General features: G+C 65.7%; 13 protein-coding genes. 6 read left to right on the top strand and 7 right to left on the bottom strand.

What is annotated here, in order from left to right:
• Window positions 1–146 precede the first annotated feature (146 nt).
• From E8L99_RS21870 to E8L99_RS21850, 5 genes are all read right to left on the bottom strand, one after another.
• A complete protein-coding gene (locus E8L99_RS21870; RefSeq protein WP_137101543.1) occupies window positions 147–1,541 on the bottom strand; it encodes an amidase in 1,395 nt (464 codons plus the stop codon).
• Window positions 1,538–2,671, bottom strand: coding sequence for an NAD(P)/FAD-dependent oxidoreductase (locus E8L99_RS21865; RefSeq protein WP_137101542.1), 1,134 nt, complete (start codon window positions 2,669–2,671; stop codon window positions 1,538–1,540). The genes E8L99_RS21870 and E8L99_RS21865 overlap by 4 nt, the downstream gene beginning before the upstream one ends.
• Before the next feature lie 134 nt (window positions 2,672–2,805).
• Window positions 2,806–3,879 carry a TadE/TadG family type IV pilus assembly protein gene (locus tag E8L99_RS21860; RefSeq protein WP_137101541.1) on the bottom strand — a complete coding sequence of 358 codons (1,074 nt, stop codon included), beginning with the start codon at window positions 3,877–3,879 and terminating at the stop codon, window positions 2,806–2,808.
• Window positions 3,880–4,002: 123 nt separating this feature from the next.
• The gene (locus E8L99_RS21855) at window positions 4,003–4,572 is read right to left on the bottom strand and encodes a GNAT family N-acetyltransferase (RefSeq protein WP_137101540.1); all 570 of its coding nucleotides are present in this window, start codon (window positions 4,570–4,572) and stop codon (window positions 4,003–4,005) included.
• Between the two features lie 3 nt (window positions 4,573–4,575).
• Window positions 4,576–4,875, bottom strand: a complete 300-nt coding sequence (locus E8L99_RS21850; RefSeq protein WP_168201789.1) for a DUF2917 domain-containing protein — start codon at window positions 4,873–4,875, stop codon at window positions 4,576–4,578.
• A gap of 150 nt (window positions 4,876–5,025) precedes the next feature.
• On the opposite strand from E8L99_RS21850, the gene gcvA reads away from it, so the two are divergent.
• The 3 genes from gcvA to E8L99_RS21830 all read left to right on the top strand — a co-directional run bounded on the left by gcvA (window position 5,026) and on the right by E8L99_RS21830 (window position 10,026).
• A complete protein-coding gene (gene gcvA / locus E8L99_RS21845) occupies window positions 5,026–5,979 on the top strand; it encodes a transcriptional regulator GcvA (protein ID WP_137101538.1) in 954 nt (317 codons plus the stop codon).
• 209 nt (window positions 5,980–6,188) lie between these two features.
• On the top strand, window positions 6,189–8,333 hold the full coding sequence (locus E8L99_RS24015; protein ID WP_252511185.1) for a carbohydrate-binding domain-containing protein: 2,145 nt from the start codon (window positions 6,189–6,191) through the stop codon (window positions 8,331–8,333).
• A 70-nt stretch (window positions 8,334–8,403) separates the two neighbouring features.
• Window positions 8,404–10,026: an ABC-F family ATP-binding cassette domain-containing protein gene (locus E8L99_RS21830; protein WP_137101537.1), complete on the top strand. Its 1,623-nt coding sequence runs from the start codon at window positions 8,404–8,406 to the stop codon at window positions 10,024–10,026.
• A gap of 3 nt (window positions 10,027–10,029) precedes the next feature.
• On the opposite strand, the gene E8L99_RS24195 is transcribed toward E8L99_RS21830, so the two are convergent.
• Window positions 10,030–11,277, bottom strand: coding sequence for a TadE/TadG family type IV pilus assembly protein (locus tag E8L99_RS24195; protein ID WP_137101536.1), 1,248 nt, complete (start codon window positions 11,275–11,277; stop codon window positions 10,030–10,032).
• A 215-nt stretch (window positions 11,278–11,492) separates the two neighbouring features.
• Window positions 11,493–12,698 carry an MFS transporter gene (locus E8L99_RS21820; protein WP_137101535.1) on the bottom strand — a complete coding sequence of 402 codons (1,206 nt, stop codon included), beginning with the start codon at window positions 12,696–12,698 and terminating at the stop codon, window positions 11,493–11,495.
• A 394-nt stretch (window positions 12,699–13,092) separates the two neighbouring features.
• On the opposite strand from E8L99_RS21820, the gene E8L99_RS21815 reads away from it, so the two are divergent.
• The 3 genes from E8L99_RS21815 to E8L99_RS21805 are packed head-to-tail and all read left to right on the top strand — an operon-like array spanning window position 13,093 to window position 15,713.
• Complete coding sequence (locus E8L99_RS21815) at window positions 13,093–14,064, top strand: Bug family tripartite tricarboxylate transporter substrate binding protein (protein WP_137101534.1); 972 nt, start codon at window positions 13,093–13,095, stop codon at window positions 14,062–14,064.
• A gap of 45 nt (window positions 14,065–14,109) precedes the next feature.
• Entirely contained in the window at window positions 14,110–14,898 is a 789-nt protein-coding gene (locus tag E8L99_RS21810; RefSeq protein ID WP_137101533.1) for an SDR family oxidoreductase, read from the top strand.
• Entirely contained in the window at window positions 14,898–15,713 is an 816-nt protein-coding gene (locus E8L99_RS21805) for an alpha/beta fold hydrolase (protein ID WP_137101532.1), read from the top strand. Before E8L99_RS21810 ends, E8L99_RS21805 begins: the two co-directional genes overlap by 1 nt.
• Window positions 15,714–15,783 lie beyond the last annotated feature (70 nt).

The raw sequence follows: 15,783 nt of genomic DNA, 5'->3' as shown, positions 1-15,783 counted from the left end.
GTTGCCACAGGCCATGCGCCGCCCGCAGTCCTGCTATGGGCTGGGAGGTTCTGCTTAAATTTTGTGCAATTGACGGGTGGGTGTATGCCTCCTGCCAATGGACTTGGCAGGAGACTGATTTTCTATGCAGGGATCGGATGGCGCTGTCAGGCCGGCAGGGCGAGAGGTCCGCCTGCCGCCAGCTCCGCGGCGCGCGCGATCCGAAGCGCCAGGTCGTCGCGGTAGCGCCGGGCAACCACCTGCAGGCCGATCGGCATTCCTGCCCGGCTCTTCGCCACCGGCACGGAGACGCCGCACCATTCAAGATAGTTGACGAAGCGGGTGAGGCCGCCGGGCGCGCCGTCCTCGTCGACCTCCGACACGGGGATCGCCGTGAACAGCGTGGTCGGCAGGATGAGCGCATCGATGCCATCCAGGGCCGCATTGGCTGAGGCGATCCGCTGGATGCGGGCTTCCACCGCGTCGAAATAGGCCGGGCCAGAGATCGCCTTGCCGCCGCGCATGCGGCCGGCGACGGGGGCCCCGACCAGGCATGGGTCGGCATCGGCCAGTTTGCCGTAGCGGGAATAGCCTTCCACCATCATCAGTGCGCCGCAGAGCCCGGTATAGGCGGAGACGGTTTCGGGCAGCGTCACGCGGACGATGCGCGCGCCGGCCTTCTCCAGCGCCTTGGCCGAGGCGTCGATCGCTGCCGCGACTTCGGGATCGACGGTGAGGCCGCCAAGATCGAGCAGGCCAAGGGTCAGGCCCTTCACGCCGGCTTCCAGGCCGGTGACGAGATCGAGGCCCGGTGCACCGGTGGTGGAGGCATCGGTCGGGTCGGAGCCGAGCATGACCTGCGCCATGACCGCGGCATCGCGCACGGTGCGGGTCATCGGGCCGATCGTGTCGAAGGCGAGCGCCAGCGGCACGACGCCGGACCGGCTGATCAGGCCATAGGAGGTCTTGTGGCCGACGAGACCGCACCAGGCGGCGGGCAGGCGGACCGAGCCGCCGGTATCGGTGCCGAAGGCGAGGGGCACGAGGCCGGCGCCAACCGCCACGCCCGAGCCGGACGACGAGCCGCCGGGCACGCGATGGACCTTGCGGTCATGCGGATTGACCGGCGTGCCGGCGATCACATTGGTGCCCCAGCCGCCAAAGGCATATTCGACCGTGTTGGTCTTGCCGACCACAACGGCGCCGGCGGCTCGCAGCCGCGCCACGCACCAGGCGTCGGCCGAGGCGGGTCCGAGGTGATCACGGGTGACCGAGCCCGCTCGCGTCTTCTGTCCGGAGACGTCGATAATGTCCTTCACCGCCAGCGGCACGCCGTGGAACGGGCCGCGGCGATGGCCCTTCGCCTGAAGCGCATCGAGCATGTCGGCCTCGGCCCGCGCCTCGTCTGATGTCACCGCGATGAAGGCGTGAAGCCGCGTGTTCTCGGCGCCGATCCGCTCCAGCGCATGATCGATGACGGCGCGGGCCGAGACCTTGCCGTCGGCGATGGCGGATGCGGTGGCAATCGCGCCAAGCGGCGCGAGATCAGCGGGCGACGTCATGAGATCGTATCCTTGGGTGGCAGGCCGAGGCGGGAGGCAGTCAATTCGGCAATGGCGAGCGAGGCGGTGAGCCCGGGGCTCTCGATGCCGAGCAGGTTGACGAGGCCGGCAATGCCGTGAACCTCCGGCCCATCGACGCGGAAATCGGGCATCGGCGTGCCGGGTCCATGGAGCTTCGGACGGATGCCGGCATAGTCGGGTGAGAGCGCGCCATCGGGCAGGCCCGGCCAATAGGCGCGGATCGCCGCGTAGAAGCTCTCCGAGCGGGCGGGATCGACGATCAGATCGTGCTCGCTCTCCACCCATTGGACATCCGGGCCGAAGCGGTTGCGGCCCTGCAGATCGACGGTCGCGTGGACGCCGAGGCCGGCGGTATCGGGCATCGGATAGACCAGACGCGAGAATGGCTGATGGCCGACCAGCGAGAAGTAATTGCCCTTGGCGTACCATTGCTCGGGCACATGCTCTGCCGGAAAGCCCTGCATCAGGCCTGCGAGCTTCGGCGCGGAATGGCCGGCGGCATTGACCACGATGCGGGCCTTGATCTCGCCAGCCTCGGCACCGCCGGTCACCAGCACGATGCCGTCGGCCTCGATGCGGGCCGCGACAACCGGCGTCTCGAAGGCGACCATGCCGCCGGCATTTTCCAGATCGCCCTGCAGCGCCAGCATGTAGCCGTGGCTGTCGACGATGCCGGTGGAGCCTGAGAGGAAGGCCTTGATACAGGTGACTTCCGGCTCGATCGCGCGCGCCGCCTCGCCGGAGAGCCAGTGCATGTCCTCGACGCCATTGCGTTCGGCCTGGTCCCAGATCGCCTGCAGCTTCGGCAATTGGTCGTCCGAGGTCGCGACCATCAGCTTGCCGCAACGCTTGGCGGTGACACCGCGGGCGTCGCAATAGCGGTAGAGCAGGCGTTTGCCGGCCAGGCAGGCGGTCGCCTTGATCGAGCCGGTCGGATAGTAGAGCGCGGCGTGGATCACCTCGCTGTTGCGCGAGGATGTGCCGGTGCCGATGGCGTCGGCCGCCTCGATCACCAGGGTCTCAAGGCCAGCGAGCGCCAGACGGCGGGCGGTGGCCAGGCCGACGACGCCGGCGCCGATCACCACGGCATCGATGGTGAAGGCACTCATGCGGCAGACCCGGTCGAGGTGTTGGAGATCATGTCTCCTTCATAGGATGCGGCGGGCCTGCCGAACAAGCATGCGCCCCGCGAGGCTGGTCCCCGCGATGCGCGAATGGCGGTCCTGTCAGCGCGTTGTCCGGGTCACTCGATCAGACGCACGGTTGTGGTGGTGGTTGTGCTGGTCTTCGGGCATTCGACGACGACACGGATGTCGTCATAGTCGCTGTCGGTCCAGCCATAGCCTGTCGGGCGGTCCTCCCAGCCGAAATACATGAACTTGCCGGGAGAGCAGGCCTGCTGCGCTTGCTGGGGCGTGCGATTGGCGCCCGATGGCAGGATGCCGCCCTGGCTCGTCGGTTTGCACTGGGCGAGCGAGTCGCAGATCACCGTCTCGAGGATCGGCACATTGTTCTCAAACCGTGGCGTGGGCACGCCGGACACATTCTCAGTATCCGAATAATAGTTGTAGGACGCGTTGTTCGACCACGGATCAGCCCAGTCGGCACTATTGTTCTTGATCAGCGTGCCCGGCAGCGCCGTTTCCCACAGCCAGGGCTTGGTGCGGGCGTTGCGCACATTGTAGAGACGATAGGACATCGTCTCCTTCTCCTTGCACACCGGCATGTTGAAACTGTAGGTCGTGCCGGCATTGTCGGCGATTGCCGTCATCTGCGAACGGCCGCGGTCCGCCTGGTTCCGACGGTTGTTGTCGAAGCAATAGACATACATCCGATTGTAGTCGCCAGCTTCGATGTCGAGCTGGGCGATGACCGGCTTGGCGCTGGTCACCGTGTAATAGGTCGAGGAAATTGCCGTCGATTTCGCAACGATGTTCAGGGTCCTCATGCCGATGAGGGCCATGAAGGTCGTATCCATCGTCGCGCCGTTGGTGGCGATCCTCACGTTGGTGCCGTTGTTCGACGCGGTGATCGTGTAGGGGTAGGCGCGCAATCGCGCGCTGAGATTTGCATTCAGGGAGTTCTGTGCGGCGAGCCTGGCTCCCGCATCGCCGAGAGCGGACTGGCGCACGCCTGCGAGCGCTGCCGCGTCGAAGGCCGACTGGAGCCGCGCCATGTCGCGCGAGGCCTGGTTGAAGTCGACGGCGCCACCGGTGAGCCCCATGACGGGTACGATCGTGATGCCAAATATGATGGCGACGGCTCCGCTGCGGTCGCGACCGAACGAAGCCATACGCTGCTTGAGACGCCGCAGCATTGTCGAGTTCCTCAAACCTGTGCGAATGCTAACTTGACGCTAGGTGAGGTTGGTTGCCAAAGCCTTCCGGGATAGGGGCGAAATGTTAAAATTGTCTGGATCCCTAATTGTTTCTAAATGTAATCATCGTGCTGCGGCGATGCCTGGGAGCGGCCCTTCCAGCCGCACGAGCCTGGAATCCTCGGGATGGCGCTTGAGCGACAGGCCGGTCTTGCGGGCGAGCGCCAGCATGGACTCATTGTCGCGCAGGGTTTCGCCGAACAGCAGGTGATTGCCGTCGGCTGCCGCGCGGGCGCCGAGGAAGGTGAGCAGCCGGGTGCCAATCCCGAGCCCTTGCCAAGGATCGGCGACCGACAGCGCGAATTCGGCGCTGCCGGTGGCCGGAACCGGCGCATAGACCGTCTCCCCCACCATGGTGCGCCGACAGCCGATGATCATCTCCGCGGCAAAGGCGAAGACCAGTCCGCGGGATGCGTTCATGAGGCGGCGGACCTCGGCCGCGGGCAGTTCGTTCATGCCGCCGAGAAACCGGTTGCGCCGCGATGCGGGCGACAGCTGGCGGACATGGGTCTGGTAGCGGTCGGCATCCTGCGGACCGAGGGGACGGATGGCGAGTGTCAGGCCGGCCAGCGCGCCGAGGAGGCCGGAGGCGCGGGCCGGCGGCGACATCGGTGGCAGAAAGGCGATGGTCATGGCTCAGGCCGCCTGCTGACCGGGCGCAGTCTCCGTCGCCTTGGCAGCGGGCTCCTGTTCGCCGGTTGCCGGCTCGGTGATCGCCACTTCGGCCGATGTCACCAGCGCATGGATGAGGCTGAGCCCATTGCGGTCGAGGGTGAAGCTCTCGCCGGCCTCGATCACGATGTCGCGGCGGTCCTGATGCTGGGTGATCCAGACCGCGCCGGACAGGGTGGTGACCGTCGTGCCGATCGCATCGGTCAGGCGGATCAGGCCGCCGGGCTGGAGAAGAAGGCATGCAGACGCTTCGAGACAGACCATGGCGGCCTCCTCTTGGAATGAGTGAAACGCATGTGAACTTGCGGTTCTGTCCAGAGGTCCGGATCGACCTCTCTCGACAGAAGGCGAGGATGCGCGCATGCTGCGGTGCATTCAAACGATCAATTCTCACGCGCTGCATGAGGTGAGAGAATGGCAAAGCGTCGCTACGACCTGCCGCCGCTTGGGTTCATCCAGGGTTTCGAGGCTGCTGCCCGCACGCTGTCGTTCACGACCGCCGCGGCAGAGCTCAATCTCACCCAGTCGGCGGTGAGCCGGCAGATCAAGACGCTGGAGGATCATCTGGGCGTCACGCTGTTCGAGCGCCGCCACCGGGCGCTCGCGCTGACCGATGACGGCCGCGCCTTCCAGAAGATCGCGGTCGACGTGCTCGACCGGCTGCAATCCTCGATCAACCAGATGCGGGCGAGGCGCGCGTCGAACCAGCTTTCTGTGACCACGGTGACCGGGTTTGCCTCGCTGTGGCTGATCCCGCGGCTGAAGCGGTTCACCCGGCTCCATCCCTCGATCGATGTCCACATCATCGCCAATGACCGGATCCTCGACCTGGAGCGTGGCTCGATCGATCTGGCTATCCGCTACACGAAAACCGACAAGGCGCCGGCCGGCGCCGAGCGGCTGTTCGACGAGGATATCCAGCCGGTCTGCCATCCATCGCTGATGGAGAGCAACGAAACGCCGCTGCGCCGTCCGGAGGACCTGAAGCACCACACGCTGCTGCATCTCGACTATCACGGCGCCCGCAAGACCCTGTTCGACTGGGGCACCTGGCTGACCATCCTGGGGGTCGAGGACCTGAAGCCGGCAGGCGCGCTCTATGTCTCGCGCTACGAGCAGATGATCCAGGCGGCGATGAGCGGGCAGGGCGTGGCGCTCGGCGTCTCGCCGCTGATCAACGAGGCGATCCGGTCAGGAACACTTGTCGCGCCGTTCGACCGGCAGGCCGCAGGTCCGCACGGCTATTACCTGATCCGCTCGGAAACCGGGGCTGCCAAGCCTCAGGTTGCCGATTTTTGTGCCTGGTTGCACGAAGAAGCTGCAGAAGATGCGGTGGCGGAACCGTTGATCGCAAGCGCCGGATTGTGAGACACTGACGTAACGTCGGCATCGGCCGGCAGTCACCGCCGCATATCGACGGCGGACCCCATACCCATATCGTGCGTCACCGGAGGGCTGGGTTGCTGCCCTGCCCAGGTCCGTCCTGCGACCGATCGCTGGCGAGACGCAAGGTGCCAGCGCGAACCCGTGTAGCCCGCCCCCATCCGCGTTCCGTATTGTCGACGTGAGGCGCCCCGATGATCGACCTGACCGGCTATCGACTGACCTTCGGCGAGGAATTCAACAGCCGTTCCATCTCGCTGACGGGATCGGGCACGACATGGGCGGACACGCGCAGCGAATGGCGGGTCGGGGCCGCCGATATCGGTTTTGGCCGCTCGTCCTTCGTCGACGCTTCGTCCGGCTATGACCCGTTCGCGGTCGGCGGTGGTGTGCTGACCATCACGGCGGTTCCCGACCGCACGACTTCAGGCGTTCCAGGGGCCTGGGAATCCGGCCTTCTGACCACGCAGGGAGGTTTCTCGCAGACCTACGGCTATTTCGAGATCCGGGCCGATTTCTCGAATGCACCGGGCGCCTGGAACGCTTTCTGGCTGCTGCCGGACCAGAACATTCCCGATCCCAACAATCGCGGGCAGTGGCAGGAGCTCGACATCGTCGAGAATTATGGCGTCCTGGAACAGGCCGTCTACAGCCACATCCACACCACCGATCTCGTGCCCAACGACGACTGGCAGCAATATCTGCAGGTCCACAGCGAGATGGCGAACCCGACCGGCTATCACACCTACGGGATGAACTGGCAGGCCGACCGGATCAGTTTCTATATCGACGGCGTGCTGATCGGGTCAAAGGCGACGCCGAGCGACATGCATGGGCCCATGTACCTTCTGCTCGACCTTGCGACCCAGGAGCCCGCCGATGGTCCCGGCGTGCCGATCTCCTCGATGATCGACTATGTCCGGGTCTATTCTGCCGATCCGAATGCGGTTGCGGTCGCGCATGACACCGCGTCCTCGCCCGATGGCTATGATCCAGGCCTCTATGGTGCAACGGCCGCCGGTGATACGACGCCCACGCCTCAGCCATCGGGTACGACGATCGGGTCTGGCGCCGACAAGCTCGTCCTGAAGCTCAGCGAGGATGCCTATCTCGGCGACGCGCAGTTCATCGTCTATGTCGATGGCGTGCAGATCGGCGGTACGCTGACGGCCCATGCCTCCCACCGGACCGGGCAATCTGAGCTGGTGACGGTTCTCGGCGATTGGGGGCCGGGGCCGCACACGGTGTTCGTGCGGATGCTGAACGACCGCTGGGACGGTACGCCGGATACCGATCGCAACCTCTATCTCGAGGGCGCGACCTATAACGATGTCGTGGTCCCGGCCGGCACGCTCGGCAATCTGGTCGGACAGTCGTTCCAGTTCGTGGACAGCACGACGACCAATCCGCCCCCCACTGACCCGACGCCGACCGATCCGACGCCAACCGACCCGACGCCGCCCGACCCGACGCCAACCGAGCCGAACGCGACGACGATCGGCAGCGGCCCCGACACGCTCCTGCTGAAGATGAGCGAGGATGCCTATCTCGGTGATGCGCAATTCAACATCTATGTCGATGGCGTGCGGATCGGCGGCACGCTGACGTCGCATGCGTCCCACAAGGCCGGCGCCTATGAGCTCTTCACGGTGCTCGGCGACTGGGGCGTGGGGGAGCACACCGTGTTCATCCACATGATCAACGACCGGTGGGACGGCACGCCGGATACTGATCGAAACCTCTACCTGGAGGGCGTCACCTATAACGGCGTGGTCGATGCCGAGGGCGTGCTCGGCAATCTGGTGGGCCAGAGCTTCCATTTCATCGACACCGCCGGCACGCCGACCGATCCGACACCGACCGATCCGACACCGACCGATCCGACACCGACCGATCCGACGCCGACAGATCCGACGCCCACGGATCCGACACCCACGGATCCGACACCCACGGATCCGACACCGACCGATCCGACACCAACCGATCCGAGCACCACGACGATCGGCAGCGGGACCGACAGCCTTGTCCTGCGGCTCAGCGAGGACGCCTATCTCGGCGACGCCCAATTCGCGGTCTATGTCGATGGTGTGCAGATCGGCGGCACGCTGACCGCCCATGCGTCCCACAGGGCGGGGGAGGCCGAATTGGTCACGGTGCTCGGAAACTGGAGCGCCGGCGACCATACGGTGCTGATCCGCATGTTGAACGACCGGTGGGACGGCACGCCGGATACCGACCGCAATCTCTACCTGGAGAACGCGACCTATAACGGCGCCAGTGTTTCTGGCTCCAGCCTCGGCAATCTCATCGGTCAGTCGTTCCACTTCATCGACATCTGACCGTTCAGCCCTTCCGCCTGCGGCTTGCGTCCTTTAAGTCGGCGGCATTCCACGAAGGGCCGGCAGATCCATGATTCGACTTGAGAATATCGGCAAGCAGAACGGCCGGCAGATCATCTTCATCGAGGCTTCGGCCGCGCTGCAGAAGGGCGAGAAGATCGGCCTTGTCGGGCCGAATGGGGCGGGCAAGACCACGCTGTTCCGGATGGTCACCGGCGAGGAGCAGCCGGACGAGGGCCAGGTCGCGGTCGATCGCGGCGTGACGATCGGCTATTTCAGCCAGGATGTCGGCGACATGGCAGGCCAGAGTGCTGCCGCAACCGTCATGGACGGGGCAGGGCCGGTGAGCGCGGTTGCCGCCGAACTGAAGGCTCTGGAAGCGGCTTTCGCCGATCCCGATCAGGCCGATGCCATGGATGATCTCATCCAGCGCTATGGCGAGGTACAGGGCCGGTTCGAGGAGCTCGGCGGCTATGCGCTGGAGGGCAAGGCCCGCGAAGTGCTGGCAGGCCTCGGTTTCTCGGAAGAGATGATGGACGGCGATGTCGGCAAGCTCTCGGGCGGCTGGAAGATGCGCGTGGCGCTTGCCCGCATCCTGCTGATGCGCCCCGATGCTATGCTGCTCGACGAGCCGTCGAACCATCTCGACATCGAGAGCCTGATCTGGCTCGAGGCCTTCCTCAAGGGCTATGAGGGCGCCTTGATGATGACCTCGCATGACCGGGCCTTCATGAACCGGATCGTCAACAAGATCATCGAGATCGATGGCGGGTCGCTGACAACCTATTCCGGCGACTACGATTTCTACGAGCAGCAGCGCGCGCTGGCCGACAAGCAGCAGCAGGCCCAGTTCGAGCGCCAGCAGGCCATGCTCGCCAAGGAGATCAATTTCATCGAGCGGTTCAAGGCGCGCGCGTCCCATGCGGCGCAGGTGCAGAGCCGGGTGAAGAAGCTGGAGAAGATCGACCGGGTCGAACCGCCGAAGCGCCGCCAGACCGTGATGTTCGAGTTCCAGCCCGCGCCCCGCTCGGGCGAGGACGTGGTCAGCATCAAGGCGGTCCAGAAAGCCTATGGCAGCCGCACCATCTATGACGGGCTCGACTTCCAGATCCGCCGGCGCGAGCGCTGGTGCGTCATGGGGGTGAACGGCGCCGGCAAGTCGACGCTGCTGAAGCTGATCGCCGGCACAGCCGAACCCGATGCCGGCACCGTTGCCGTCGGCGGCAGCGTCAAGATGGGCTATTTCGCCCAGCACGCGATGGAATTGCTCGATGGCGAGGAGACGGTGTTCCAGTCGCTGGAAAACCAGTTCCCGCAGGCGGGGCAGGGGTCACTGCGCGCGCTTGCCGGCTGTTTCGGATTCTCGGGCGATGACGTGGAAAAGCGCTGCCGCGTGCTGTCAGGTGGCGAGAAGGCCCGCCTCGTCATGGCCAAGATGCTGTTCGATCCGCCGAATTTCCTGGTTCTGGACGAGCCGACCAACCATCTGGACATGGCGACCAAGGACATGCTGATCCAGGCGCTGGCCGGCTATGAGGGGACGATGCTGTTCGTCTCCCATGACCGGCATTTCCTGGCCGCGCTCTCCAACCGCGTGCTGGAACTGACCCCCGATGGCATCCACACCTATGGCGGCGGCTATACCGAATATGTCGCGCGCACCGGCCAGGAGGCGCCGGGTCTGAGAGGCTGAGGTTCAGTTGGTCAGGCGCAGCCGCGTCAGCTTGGTGCCGATGTCCTGCAGCGCGCTGTCCATCTGGGACGCATTGGTCATCATGACGAAGTTGTCCGGCTTGCTGGCGCAATATTGCAGCACGGTCGAGGTCGGGTCGTTGGCGGTATTGACCTGGATCGCGTAGATCTCGATGCCGGTGGCCTTGATGTTGTCGCACAGGATGCGCTGGCGGGCATCGACTTCCGGTGAGTGCTGATAGCCGTTGCCGTAGAACCGGTTCTCGGTGTTGAGACCATCCGACAGGATGATGATCACCTTCTTGTAGGTGTAGTTCGGGTCCTCGGCCGGCGGATGGAGCGGGGCTCCTTGCGTGAGCGACTGCCAGGCCCAGGCAAGGCCGATCTGCTGGTTGGTGCCACCGGCAGGTATCATCGCCGCCACGGTCGCCTGCAATGCCGTCCAATTGTTGGTGGGGGCGATCAGCTGCGTGGGTGCGGGGTCGTTCGCTGGGCTGGTGGTCGCCGGGAAGCGCGTGTTGTTGTTGGTCGGCGCGGTGTTGCGGGTGTCATAGGGCTCGTCGCGATCCATGACGGAGCCATCCCAGGCGTTCCAGCAGTACCAGCGATTGCATTGCTGGGCGCTGGAGATGTCCAGCCAGGAGGCGTTGACATTGCCCGTGCCGACATTGACCACCTTGGAGAAGGGAATGATCGAGACATAGGTGTCGGCGGAGCTGGTGGTCGACGCCTGGAAGCGGTTGAGCAGGTTCTGTGTCGCGGTCCTGAGCGCGTCCATCTTGCCGTCAGAGGCCATCGAGCCGGTATTGTCGAGGGCCAGCGCGACGCGCAGGCGGGTGAAGTTCCAGGTGGTCGCTGCGGTCGCGCTGACGCTGATCGAGGGGACGCCGAACATGCCGGTGAAGGCGGTCGGCACGACGGCGGTCGCCGTCATGGTCAGCGAATTGGCGGTGGCCGTGCCGGTCGGCGTCGGTGTGGTGACCCCATTGACGGTGAACTGCTGGCGGAAGAACACCTGGCCTTCAGCCACGACCTGCGTCGTGGTCTTGCCGGCCGCCTTGCTGCCTGCCGCGATGGTTGCGGCATCAAGCGCCTTTTGCAGTTTCGCCTGAACACGGGAGGCCTGGGAATAGTCGACGGCGGCACCGGTCATGGCCATGATCGGGGTCAGCATGAGCCCGAACACGACGGTGACATTGGCTTTCCGGTCGACCCACAGCGACCTCAGCCGGGCTGATAAGGACAGCGGCATGAGGAATTTCCCCCGTTTGTTGCTTGGCGATAACTTTACGCAAGTTTGATTGCGAAACGTTTCTGCAAGCGGGGCGCGGCGCGATTTCTGCCAGGAGCCTTAATTTATTACAAATTGACGCAAAATGCTGAGATACGCTGCTTGACTGCGCGCTGGATCCGTCCGGCGTCAGCGCCGGGACGTTGCCTCGGCGAGGGGGCGTGACCGGAGCTTGGTCACGCGGGGCGATTGGCCCGCGGCAGCAGGAAGGTGAGCAATCCCATCGCCGGCAGCCAGGCACAGATCGAGAAGACCTGGATGATGCCGACCCGGTCGGCGATGGCGCCAAGACCTGCGGCGGCGATGCCGCCAAGGCCGAAGGCGAGCCCGTAGAACAGGCCGCCGACCAGTCCCACGCGGTGCGGCACGAGGTCGATCGCGAAGATCAGGATGGCGGAAAAGGCGCTGGCCATGATCAGGCTGATCATGACCGCGATCACGCCGGTCCAGAACAGGTCGGCATAGGGCAGCGCCAGCGCGAAGGGCAGGGCGCCGACAATCGACAGCCAGATCACCCGGTCGCGGCCGATCCGGTCGCCGATCATGCCGCCGATGATGACGCCCAGCGCGCCGACCACCAGATAGGCGAACAGCATGACCTGGGACGCCTGCAGGGTCACGCCGAAGCGTTCGATCAGGTAGAAGGTGTAATAGGACTGGAACACCGCCGAATAGGCGTTCTTCGAGAACAGCAGAACGATCAGGATGGCCATCGCGAAAAGCACGTGGCGGGTCGGCAAGGCAGCCCCTTGAACGGTCTGCGTCTCATCGCTTTCCGCGGCTGCCTGCTCACGGCGGAGCGCCACATAGCGCCCTGCAGTCCAGGTCATCAGCACCATGGCGGCCAGCGCGACGATCGACAGCCAGGCGAGGCTCTGCTGGCCGCGCGGCACGACAAGGGCCGCGGCAATGAGAGGTCCCGCCGCATAGCCGGCATGACCGCCGATCTGGAACACACCCTGGGCCAGCCCCTGCCGGCCGGCGGAGGCGTGGCGCGCCATGCGGGTGGCTTCCGGGTGGAACACCGCCGAGCCCAGGCCCACCAGCGCCGCCGAGACCAGCACCATCGGGTAGCTGACCGAGAAGGCGAGCCCGATCAGGCCGCACAGCGTCGAGACCATGCCGGCGACCATGGCATAGGGCCAGGGCCTGCGGTCGGTGACATAGCCGAGCACGGGCTGGAGCAGCGAGGAGGTCACCTGGAAGGCCAGCGTGATCAGGCCGATCTCGGCGAAATCCAGGCGATAGGTTTCCTTGATCAGCGGATAGATCGCCGGGATCATCGACTGGATCAGGTCGTTCAGCATGTGCGCGAGGCTCAGCGCCGCCAGGACGGGCATGAGGGGGCGGCTGGCGGCGGGGCTGAGGGTGATCGACGACATGGACTGAGGCTTGGGCCTGGAGAGGCGCGGGGTCAATCCGGTGCCGATGCGCTGGGTGCGGGGCGGGCATGCGGGCGAAGCGCAGAAGGACCGGCAGATCCCCGGCATTCCAGCAATTCCGGGCCATGGCTCTGCCTCAGCCCTGCACGCCCTGCGTGATGAATCCAATTCATCACATGCGTGGATTTATGTACTTCTGCGCCGCGGCGTCCTACCCCTATCATCTTCTGGACATGGGACGGGCCGACCGCCGGTCGCCCCCGACCTGGTGCCATCGTCCTCGGACGACCACCCAATCTGCCAATAAGGCCTTCAGCGTCGCGATGGCGTCCTCCGGACGCCGGTCCGCGTGACTGAACAACAGGCCAGCCCCAAGCTTGCGAGGAAACGCACCATGACGCCCATCGATCGCCGAACCCTTCTGCTTGCCGGCTCCGCCACGCTGATCGGCAGTGGCGCCCGGGCGCAGGCCTATCCCGCGCGCCCCGTGCGGATCATCGTGCCGTTCCCGGCCGGCGGTTCCAACGACATCATCGCGCGCATTCTGGCGCAGTACCTGGCCGAGCGGACCGGCCAGCAGTTCTTCATCGAGAACCGGGGCGGCGCCGGCGGCAATATCGGCGCCAATGCGGTGGCAACTGCCGATCCCGATGGTTACACGCTGCTGCTGACGGCACCGCCGCCGCTGACCATCAACGGCACGCTCTATCGGAGCCTGGCCTATAACCCGACAACGGCGTTCGCGCCCATTGCGCTGGTCGCCTCGGTGCCGATCGTGCTGGCGGTCCACCCCTCGGTGCCGGCGCGCAATGTCGCCGAGCTGGTGGCGCTCGCCAAGGCGAAGCCCGGCACGATCAATTTCGGCTCGTCGGGCAACGGCTCGACCAACCACCTCTCCGGCGAATTGCTGAAGAGCATGACCGGCATCGACATCGTCCATATCCCCTATACCGGGGCGGGGCCTGCGATGAACGACCTGATCGCCGGCTCGATCCCGATGATGTTCGACAATATTCCGGCCATCCTCCCGCAGGTGGAGGGCCGTCGGATCAATGCGATCGGCGTTGCCGGCCTCAAGCGGGCAACCGCGCTGCCCAATGTGCCGACCCTGAACGAATCCGGCGTGCCGGGCTTCGACGCCTCCGCCTGGTTCGGGCTGGTCGCGCCGGCGCGCACGCCGCCGGAGGTGCTGGCCCGCCTTGAGACCGAGGTCACCGCCATCCTCAAGCTGCCGGACATGCAGAAGCGGCTGACCGACCTTGGCGCCGAGCCTGGCAGCGTCACCGGCGCGGCCTATGGCGCCTTCCTCGCCGAAGAGACCGCCAAATGGGCGAAGCTGATCCAGGCCTCCGGCGCGCGGATGTAACGGCGGCCTCTCGCACCCTGACCCTCTTGCAGAACTGATAGTCCGATGGATCTGAAACTGACCGGCAAAGTGGCTGTCGTGACCGGCGGCAGCCTGGGGATCGGCCGCGCCATTGCCGCCGAACTCGCCGCCGAAGGCGTCGATGTCGTCATCGCCGCCCGCGATGCCGCTCGCCTGGAAGCCGTGGCCGCCGAAATCTCGGCCGAGACCGGCCGGCGCGTGGTGGCGGCCGCCGGCGACATGACCAATCCTGCCGACATCGCCCGCGTGATGGAGGCGGCGCGCCAAGCCTTCGGGCCGATCGATATCCTGGTCAACAATGCCGGCGCCTCTCCCATGGGGCGGATCGCCGATACGGCCGATGCGGTGTGGGAAAAGTCGATCAATCTCAAGCTGATGGGCTATGTGCGCTCGGCCCGCGACGTGCTGCCGGCCATGCGGGCGCGGCGCTGGGGCCGGATCATCAACGTCATCGGCCGATCCGGCCATCAGCCCCGCGCGGCCTATATGACCGGCGGCGCTGTGAATGCGGCGCTGCTCAATTTCACGCTGGCGCTGGCGGAAGAATGCGCGCCGGACAATGTGCTGGTCACCGGCGTCAATCCCGGCCCGGTTCAGACCGACCGCTGGAACACGCTGATCGCGCAAGGCGCGGCGATTGCCGGCCAGGGCGCCGACCAGACCAACAAGGCGGCGATCGCCTCCGTGCCGCTGGGGCGGGTGGGGCTACCCGACGAGGTTTCCGGCATGGTGGCCTTCCTTTGCTCGGATCGCGCCTCCTTCATCACCGGAACCTGTATCAACATCGACGGCGGCGGCACGAGGTGCATCTGATGAGCCAAGATTTCACGAAGATCCGCGTCAGCGACGATTGCGAGCTGGCGGTGCGCCTCGACGACTACACCCATGCCTGGGACGCCCGCCCGCCCGTCGTCATGCTGCATGGCCTGGCCGAAAGCGGCGAAGCCTTCAAGCGCTGGGTGCCGCATTTCGCCGACCGGCACCTCGTGGTCCGGCCGGATCTCCGCGGCTATGGCGATTCGACGCCGATGCGCGGCGATTTCACCTACCGCTTCGCGGGCCTCGGCGAGGACATCATCCGCATGCTGGACGCGCTCAAGCTCGAGCGTGTCTTCCTGGTCGGCGGCAAGATCGGCGGCACGCTGGCGCTGCATCTGGCAGCCCATTATCCCGACCGGGTGATCGCGGTGGCGGCCGTCGGCACGCCGGCTTCCCTCACCTCATTCGACCAGCGTGCGCCGGGCTGGCGCAAGCAGATCGCGGCAGGCGGCGTGGAACCCTGGGTGCGCGAGACGACGCAGGGACGCCTCGGCACCTCGCTGCCGCAGCCGGCGCTCGACTGGTGGATCGCCTTGATGTCGAAGACCAAGGCCTCGACACTGGAGGCCTTCCTGCAGATGGTGCCGACGGTCGACGTGACGCCGGACCTGCCGCGCATCACAAGCCCTACGGTTGTCATCACCACGACGGGATCGGGGCTTGGCAGCGTCGACTCGGTCAAGGCGTGGCAGGAGACGATCAAGGGCTCGACGCTGGAGGTGCTGCCGGGCGATTCCTACCATGTGGCCGCGACCGATCCGGATGTCTGTGCCCGCATCGTCCGAGCCTATTTCGACAAGGTGGGCTGAACCCTTGGCCGGATGACCCATCCGGGTACCTTTGCGTCGCGGGTGTTTCCACGTACAAGACAGCATTGGC

The sequence above is a fragment of the Phreatobacter aquaticus genome (assembly GCF_005160265.1).
GTDB classification, from domain to species: Bacteria; Pseudomonadota; Alphaproteobacteria; order Rhizobiales; family Phreatobacteraceae; genus Phreatobacter; species Phreatobacter aquaticus.
This window is presented reverse-complemented; position numbering and strand designations above follow the sequence as displayed.